We start from the raw sequence: 7738 nt of genomic DNA on the forward strand, positions 1-7738 counted from the left end.
CGGCCAGCTGGGCGACCCGGCGTACCGCCGACGTGCCGATCCTGGTGCCGGCCGGAAGCCGGTCCAGGGTGAGCCCGTCGGGGTGAACGAGGGCGTCCCGGACGTCGTCACGCTTCAGGAACGCGGCGAACGTCGTCCCCGCCGGCAGCGGCCGGTCGGCGGGCACGTCCTTCAGGCAGTGCACCGCGAGATCCGCCTCGCCGGCCAGCAGCGCGGCGTCCACCTCCTTCGTGAACGCCCCCTTGCCCTCGACCTTCGACAGGTCGCCGAGCCACTTGTCACCGGTGGTCCGCACCGGTACGACCTCGGTGCGCACCCCTGGGTGCGCGGCAGCCAACTCGGCGCGTACGCGCGCCACTTGGGCGAGCGCCATGGGCGAGTCACGGGAGACGACACGGATCAGCTCGGGCACGGACATGCGGGACACGATAGACCTTGGCCACCCCCCTGCGTGACCGACCACGACACGCACCGCTCGCGACCCCCGCGTCCCGCGGATTCAGGCGCCCGGGCCGCGGCCGAGGGGGCCCTCCGGCAGGTCCGCCGCCGCGTCCTCGGGGGCGAGGTCCGGGCGGAGGCGGAGCCAGGAGGGCTGGCGCAGCATCCCGGCCCGGGTGCGGACGCTGTAGCGGACCTCCCCGACCAGCCGGGGCAGCACCCAGCGCGCCCCGCGCGCCGCCGGTACGGGATCGAAGGGGCACACGTCGCTGGCCAGGGCCGCCAGCAGCCCGGCCAGCTCCTCCCGCTCCGCCTCGCTCCAGCCGGTGCCCACGCTGCCCACGTACCGCAGCCGGCCGCCCGCCCGCTGGCCCACCAGCACCGCGCCCGGCAGCCCGGTCAGCCGGCCCTTGCCGGGCAGCCAGCCGCCCACCAGGACGTCCTCGCTCGCCATGTTGCGGATCTTGATCCAGGCGCGGGACCGCACCCCCGGCTCGTAGACCGAGTCCAGCCGCTTGCAGACCAGGCCCTCCATACGGTGCTCACGGGTGGCCGCCAGCGCCTCGGCGCCGTGCCCGACGATGGCCCCGGGAGTCGACCAGTACGGCCCCGAGAGGCCCAGCTCCGCCAGCCGCTCGCGGCGCCCGGCGTAGGGCATCCGGACCAGCCGGCGCGTCCCGAGGTACATCAGGTCGAACAGCACCAGGTGGACCGGCACTTGGGCGGCCCGGCGCGCCGCGCGGTCCGGGGCGTGGGCCAGGCCCATGCGGCCCTGCAGCAGCTGGAAGTCGGCACGGCCCTCCTCGTCCAGGGCCAGCACCTCGCCGTCCAGGATCGCGGGCGTGCCGCCCAGGGCCCGGCCGAGGGGCCGCAGTTCGGGGTAGGCGGCGGTGATGTCCTCCCCGGAGCGCGCCCGCAGCAGCAGGCCGCCGGCGCCGTCCAGGTAGGCGACCGCACGCTGGCCGTCCTGCTTGGTCTCGTACGCCCAGCGCGCGTCCTGCGCGGCGGGCGGCAGGGTGCCGGGCGTGGCGAGCATGGGCGCGATGAGCGGGAGGGTCACGGCTGGAATGTCGACGTACCGACTTCTCGTCAAGCCTCCTCGCGGGCGGTTTCCCCGGAACGGGTGGCCCTCTCGGCCGCGACCACATACTTACCGTCCAGTAGGATCGCGCGGCAGATCACCCACGAGGAGGAACCGTGCCCCGGTCCGAACGCTCGTCCCTGCTGCTCGCCGGTCTGCTGGCCACCGCGGGAGCCGCGCACTTCGCCGCGCCCCGCCAGTTCGACGGGATCGTCCCGCGCGCCCTGCCGGGCGGCCGCCGCGCCTGGACCTACGCCAGCGGCGCCGCCGAACTCGCGCTGGCCGCGGGCGTGGCCCTGCCGAGGACCCGCAGGGCGGCCGCCCTCGCGACGGCCGCCTTCTTCGTCGGCGTCTTCCCGGCGAACGTCAAGATGGCCGTGGACTGGCGCCGCCGCCCCGCCCCGCAGCGCGCGGTGGCGTTCGGGCGGCTGCCCCTCCAGGTACCCCTGGTGCTGTGGGCGCGGGGCGTGGCCAAGAGTGCGGACAGCAGGGCATGAGCGCCCCCGTGAAGGCGGGCGACACCGTCGAGGACTTCGCCCTGCCCGACGAGACGGGCACCGTGCGCACCCTGACCGGACTGCTCGCCGGCGGGCCGGTGGTGCTGTTCTTCTACCCGGCCGCCCTCACCCCCGGCTGCACGGCCGAGGCCTGCCACTTCCGGGACCTCGCCGCCGAGTTCGCGGCCGTGGGCGCCCGGCCGGTCGGCATCAGCGGGGACCCGGTGGAGCGACAGCGGGAGTTCACCGGGCGGCACGGGCTCGGCATGCCGCTGCTGTCCGACGCCGACGGCGCCGTACGGGAACGCTTCGGTGTGCTGCGCGGCTTCTCACTGGCACCCACCAAGCGGGCCACCTTCGTGCTCGCCGAGGACCGTACGGTACTGGAGGTCGTCCGCAGCGAACTGCGCATGAACACCCACGCCGACCGGGCCCTCGCCGCGCTGCGCGCCCACAGGGCCCACCGCGGCTGAGACGCCCCGGTCCTCTCACTCCTCCCCGCCCTCGGCCGCAACCTGGGCCAGGGTGCGGCCGGTGCGCACGGAGCGGGCCCGGCGCGGATCGGGGGTGCTGTGCCCGCCGGCCGGGCCGCCGCCGGCCTTGCGCACGAGCAGCCACGCCTCCTCCTCCCCGCCGTCCCGCCCGCCCCGGAAGCGGGTGAGCGCGTACTCGCCGCGCAGCTTGGAGCCGCGCAGCCGGAAGGTGGCGTGCCCGTGCTCCAGCGACTCGGCGAAGCCGACGGGCCGCCCCCTGCGGTCGTGACTCAGCGGCTCGTACGTACCGCGGTCCCAGACGATCACCGTGCCGCCGCCGTACTCGCCCTTCGGGATCACGCCCTCGAAGTCCTCGTACTCCAGCGGATGGTCCTCGGTGGGCACGGCGAGCCGCTTGTCGTGCGGGTCGCCGGAGGGCCCCTTCGGCACCGACCAGGACTTCAGCACGTCGCCCACCTGGAGCCGGAAGTCGAAGTGCATCCGCCGCGCGTCGTGGATCTGCACCACGAACCGGGGCTCCGGCCCGGGCGTCTCCCGCCGCCCCGACGGCTCGCGCGTGCGCCCGAAGTCCCGCTTGCGCCGGTACTCCCGCAACCGCTCGTCCCCGGCCACGCGAACCACCTTCCTCACGTCCCGCGCGTCACTGGCGACCCCCGGGTACCCAGGCCCGGTCAGAACTCCTCGTGGGTCTCCGGGTCGCCGCCGAGGCGCTGCGGGGGATCGAGGGCGAGGGTCTCGAGCTGGGCCGGGGCGAGCTCGAAGCCGAGGACGTCCAGGTTCTCGCGCTGCCTGGCCGGGTCGGAGGACTTCGGGACCGGGACCGCGCCGAGCTGGGTGTGCCAGCGCAGGACCGCCTGGGCGGGGGTCACCCCGAGGGCCCCGGCCACCCCCAGGACCGCGGGGTCCGCCAGCAGGCGCGAGCCGCGGCCCAGCGGACTCCAGCTCTCGGTGCGGATGCCCTTGTCCGCGTGGAAGGCGCGCAGCTCCCGCTGCGGGAACAGGGGGTGCATCTCGACCTGGTTCACCGCGGGCAGCACCCCGGTCTCCTTCTCGAGACGCTCGATGTGCTCGCGGGTGAAGTTGGAGACGCCGATCGAGCGCACCAGCCCGTCCTCACGGAGCTTGATCATGGCCTTCCAGGACTCCACGTACTTTCCGACCCGGGGCAGCGGCCAGTGGATGAGGTACAGGTCCACCCGGTCCAGGCCGAGCCGCCGCCGGGACTCCTCGAACGAGGCGAGGGTCTCCTCGTACCCGTGGTGCCGGCCCGGGAGCTTCGTCGTCACCACGATCTCCTCGCGCGGGACGCCGGAGCCGGCGATCGCGCGGCCCACGCCCGTCTCGTTGCGGTAGTTGACCGCCGTGTCGATCAGGCGGTAGCCGACGCCGAGGGCGTCGCGCACGGCGCGTTCGGCTTCGGTGTCGTCCATCGGCCAGGTGCCCAGGCCGATCGCGGGGAGCGGTGTGCCGTCGTTCAGGGTGTGCGCCGGGATGCCGATCACGGTGTGCCTTCCCGTTGACTGTGCCGTACGGCCAGTATCCCGACGCCTCGCCCCGGGCGTCGAACGCTGTCACGATCTTCTGGAGCGGACCGGTCACCGAGATGCGGGAGGCGCGCATGACGACGGACACGCGAGCGGCGGACACCGGGCGGACCGGCGGGATCGGGGTGCACCCGGTCGCCGGGCACATCGGGGCCGAGATCACCGGGGTGGACCTCGCCGCCGGGCCGGACGACGCCCAGATCGCCGCGATCCGCGCTGCGGTGCTGCGCTGGAAGGTGGTGTTCTTCCGCGGACAGCGGCTGGACCACGCGGGCCATGTGGCGTTCGCCCGCCGCTTCGGGGAACCGGTGGTCCTGCGGCGGCGCGGCGGCGCCTCGCCCGCGGACGTGCCCGAGATCGAGACCACCGCGGACCGACTCGAACTCGGCGGGCGGTTCGGCATGGACCACGAGGAGTGGCTGAACCGGCGCCGGCACACGTTGCTGCGCGGCTGGCACTGCGACCACGGCGCGCGCGTCGACCCGCCCGCCGCGACGATCCTGCGCGCCGAGACCGTCCCGCCCTACGGCGGTGACACCACCTGGTCCAACCTGGCCGCCGCCTACGCCGGCCTCTCCGCCCCGGTGCGCGCCTTCGCCGACGGCCTGCGCGCCGAGCACCGGCTCGGCGTCGGCTACCGGATGCGCCCCGGCGACGACGCCTACGTCCGTCACCTGATGGAGCATCAGATCGCCACCGTGCACCCGCTCGTGCGCGTGCACCCCGTGACGGGGGAGCGGCTGCTGTTCGTCAACGGCTACTACGTCGAGCAGATCGAGGGCCTCTCGCGCGCGGAGAGCGCGGCCGTCCTGGACATGCTGCTGGAGCAGGCGGTCCGGCCGGAGTACACCGTCCGCTTCCGCTGGGAGCCGGGCAGCGTGGCCTTCTGGGACAACCGGGCCGTCATCCACCTGGCCCCCAGCGACAACGCCCACCTCGGCCACCCGCGCGTCATGCACCGGGTGATGCTCGCCGGCGAGGTCCCGGTGGGCGTGGACGGCCGCCCCTCCCAGCCCGTCACGGGCAGCGAACCGGGCCGCTGGTGACACCGGCCGCCCCTCCCCGGAGGGCCTCGCGCGACGGTCCTTCGGCCCCGGTCCCGCCCGCACCGGTCACACCAGCGGGACGGTCACCTCGTCCTCGACGGGTGGGTCGAGTTCCTGGGCGAGGTTGCCGGTGGCCGCGAAGCAGCGCAGGCGGATCGCCTCCGCAGTGACGTCCAGGCGCAGGAAGGATTTGAAGAAGGGCGGGCTGTAGGTGGCCGAACTCGGCGAGAACAACCGGGTGTAGATCTTCCGCACGGGCAGCCGGAGGCGGGCCCGGCGGTCCGTGCGGCGGCCGGCCCCCAGCAGGCTCGCGACCAGCCGGACCCGCCGGGTGACCCGCACGGGCGCGCCCGGGCTCCGCACCGGCGGCACCCCGATCCGTTCGGCGACCACGGCCATCGCCTCCGCCTCGGTGAGCGTGAAGAAGCGGCGCAGCCGCAGCCGGCGGCCGTAGAGGCGGCTGTAGAAGGCGAGGGAGTCGCCGCGCAGTGGATAGCAGCGGAAGCCGGTCTCCTCGACGCCGCCCACGGACACGCGCGGGATGGTGTGCGTGGCGTGCATGAACGCGCCGCCGCCCCCGGAGACGACGTACTGGATCGTGCGGCCGCCCACCTCCACCGGGTAGCGCTGGTAGTTGTGGATGTCGCCGCCGATCGCCGCCACGTAGTGGTGCGCCGGGTCGCGGACGATGTCGTCGACGGTGCCGCCGCCCTCGATCGGGCAGGGGTGGTGCTCGCCGTCCACGTACAGCGGGGAACCGGTGAGGAGGATCTTGGGCCGGGGCCCCCGCGACACCTCCCGCAGCCAGGCGCCCTGTTCGGCGTCGATCGTGCCCAGCAGACCGGTGTCGATGCCGACGATCCGCACGGGCCCGGCGTCGATCGCCCAGTACGGCCCCGGCTGGACGGCCCGCTGACCGGGCGCCGAGCGCAACTCCCGTGCTTCGGCCAGGCGTTGCTCGTCGGCCGGTCGCGGCCGGTGCCACAGCAGGGCCCGCCACCAGTCGCGGCCGAGCGGCCGGGGCCTGGGCTCCGGCGGCAACGGCGGGGCGTCCCCGCAGAAGACCCGCATGAAGCCGCCCAGATCCTCGTACCAGTCGTGGTTGCCGGGTATCGCGTACAGCGGCGCCGGATAATCGCGGTACGGGCGGAAGAACTTGGTGCCGTAGTCGTCGGCCCTGCCGACCGGGTAGATCACGTCACTGGCGATCACACCGAAGGAAGTCCCCTGACTCACCCTCAGGAAGCCGGGCACGACGGCGTACTGCGACTCGTCGCCCTCGCCGGTGTCCCCGATCACCATGAAGGAGAACCGGTCCGCCTCCTCGCGCCGGATCACCTTGTCGGCGGGTGCGCCGGCCGCCGCCCGCTGGGCCACCCAGCGGGCCCGGGTGCGGCCCGTCGGATCGCCGAACCAGGACGCGACCACGCCGTTGCGCGCCGCCCACAGGGTCCGGGGATCCAGCCAGGACAGCTTCTTGACCCGGCCGGGCAGCAGTTTGCGGTACGTGCCGGGTTCGGAGGCGCTCCAGCCGGCGCCTTCGACGGTATCGCGCGAGGAGTCAGACACGCCGTGCACCGTAACAACGATCATCCTGCTCACACGAGTTGGGTCCGGTGACGCGTGCCGCCGCCACCGGACCCGTGGGAGACCGTCCGCCGTCTAGTTCAGGGGATCGAGGGTGAGGTAGCCCTGCAGCGGGGCGCCGTCGTGGACCAGGGACTCGTGATTGCCCACGTCGTCGAAGGCGAACGCGTACGCCCTGGAGTCGGCCATCCGCTCGTGGATGATCCGCGCGTAGTGGTTGGTCACCGGGTCCTGGTAGAAGCCGGAGGCCGAGGTGTCCGGCTGGTCGGGGTTCACCAGCAGGGTGGAGCGGTTGAATCCGGCGCACAGCGTGCGTGAAATGGGCCCGCGCACCTGGTCGTTGGGGGCGTCCAGCAGTTTGTGGCAGCCGAAGACGCTGTCCGCGTCCGGCTTCTGGAAGCTGGTGACCACGGCGCCGGAGGAGTTGGTGAAGTTCATGACGCTGCCCGAGACCCGCCCGTAGTACTTGGTGCCCGGCCGGTCGGCGAAGGGTGTGACCGTGAGGGTGGTCGAGGCGTACTTCTGCCACACCCGGTTGATGTAGTCGTCGAGCACGCCGCCCGGCAGGGCGCCGGTCTCCAGACCGTGCCCGGGGGACAGCGCGCGCAGCACGGTGCCGTCCGACCGGGTCTGGATCAGGCCGCCCCAGCCGCCGGACTGGGCCCGCAGCGCACCGAACACGCCGTTGTAGCCGCCGGACTTGAGATGGCCGGTGCTCACCGTGCTCCCGTCGGCGCGCTGGACGCCCACCGCATAGGGCACGGAGAACATGTCCACCTGGGTGCTGTTGATCCACAGGCCCGAGTCGTCGTACGTGAACTCCGACCAGTTGAACAGGATGTTGCGGTTGGGGTCGCTCGGGTTCTGCACGGCGGGCTGGACCAGACCGCCGGTGGTCAGCTTGAACACGAGCTTCTGCCCGTAGGAGAAGTAGATCCGGCCGGAGAACTTCGGGATCCGGATGGTCGTGGACTGCCCGGCGGCCGGCCCCGGGATCGAGGCGTCCGGGGCGGGCGTGGGCGGGTTGCCGCCGGCCGGCCAGGGGTGGAAG

At 73.8% G+C, this 7738-nt stretch carries 8 protein-coding genes and 1 pseudogene; 3 read left to right on the forward strand and 6 right to left on the reverse strand.

The window, feature by feature from the left end; all coding sequences use genetic code 11:
- A pseudogene (locus tag IE249_RS38165) lies at window positions 1–418 on the reverse strand (hydroxymethylbilane synthase); the annotation flags it as partial.
- Between the two features lie 81 nt (window positions 419–499).
- Entirely contained in the window at window positions 500–1498 is a 999-nt protein-coding gene (locus IE249_RS22710) for an ATP-dependent DNA ligase (protein ID WP_189707336.1), read from the reverse strand.
- A gap of 137 nt (window positions 1499–1635) precedes the next feature.
- Here IE249_RS22710 and IE249_RS22715 point away from each other — a divergent pair, with 137 nt between their 5' ends.
- Together IE249_RS22715 and IE249_RS22720 are read left to right on the forward strand one after the other, a co-directional pair.
- Window positions 1636–2016, forward strand: a complete 381-nt coding sequence (locus IE249_RS22715; protein WP_189707338.1) for a DoxX-related protein — start codon at window positions 1636–1638, stop codon at window positions 2014–2016.
- On the forward strand, window positions 2013–2489 hold the full coding sequence (locus tag IE249_RS22720) for a peroxiredoxin (RefSeq protein ID WP_308434393.1): 477 nt from the start codon (window positions 2013–2015) through the stop codon (window positions 2487–2489). Before IE249_RS22715 ends, IE249_RS22720 begins: the two co-directional genes overlap by 4 nt.
- A 15-nt stretch (window positions 2490–2504) precedes the next feature.
- On the opposite strand, the gene IE249_RS22725 is transcribed toward IE249_RS22720, so the two are convergent.
- Both IE249_RS22725 and IE249_RS22730 read right to left on the reverse strand, forming a co-directional pair.
- The gene (locus tag IE249_RS22725) at window positions 2505–3122 is read right to left on the reverse strand and encodes a DNA polymerase ligase N-terminal domain-containing protein (protein WP_189707340.1); all 618 of its coding nucleotides are present in this window, start codon (window positions 3120–3122) and stop codon (window positions 2505–2507) included.
- 59 nt (window positions 3123–3181) lie between these two features.
- Window positions 3182–4012 carry an aldo/keto reductase gene (locus IE249_RS22730; RefSeq protein WP_189707341.1) on the reverse strand — a complete coding sequence of 277 codons (831 nt, stop codon included), beginning with the start codon at window positions 4010–4012 and terminating at the stop codon, window positions 3182–3184.
- 116 nt (window positions 4013–4128) lie between these two features.
- Here IE249_RS22730 and IE249_RS22735 point away from each other — a divergent pair, with 116 nt between their 5' ends.
- Window positions 4129–5100 carry a TauD/TfdA dioxygenase family protein gene (locus tag IE249_RS22735; RefSeq protein ID WP_189707343.1) on the forward strand — a complete coding sequence of 324 codons (972 nt, stop codon included), beginning with the start codon at window positions 4129–4131 and terminating at the stop codon, window positions 5098–5100.
- A 66-nt stretch (window positions 5101–5166) separates the two neighbouring features.
- Here the strand turns inward: IE249_RS22735 and IE249_RS22740 are convergent, their stop codons facing one another.
- Together IE249_RS22740 and IE249_RS22745 are read right to left on the reverse strand one after the other, a co-directional pair.
- Entirely contained in the window at window positions 5167–6669 is a 1503-nt protein-coding gene (locus tag IE249_RS22740; protein WP_189707345.1) for a metallophosphoesterase family protein, read from the reverse strand.
- A gap of 93 nt (window positions 6670–6762) precedes the next feature.
- Window positions 6763–7738: glycoside hydrolase family 64 protein (locus tag IE249_RS22745; RefSeq protein ID WP_229859037.1), on the reverse strand; the 976-nt coding region annotated here is incomplete at its 5' end.

Source organism: Streptomyces anandii JCM 4720, from assembly GCF_014650655.1.
Taxonomy (GTDB): Bacteria; Actinomycetota; Actinomycetes; order Streptomycetales; family Streptomycetaceae; genus Streptomyces; species Streptomyces anandii.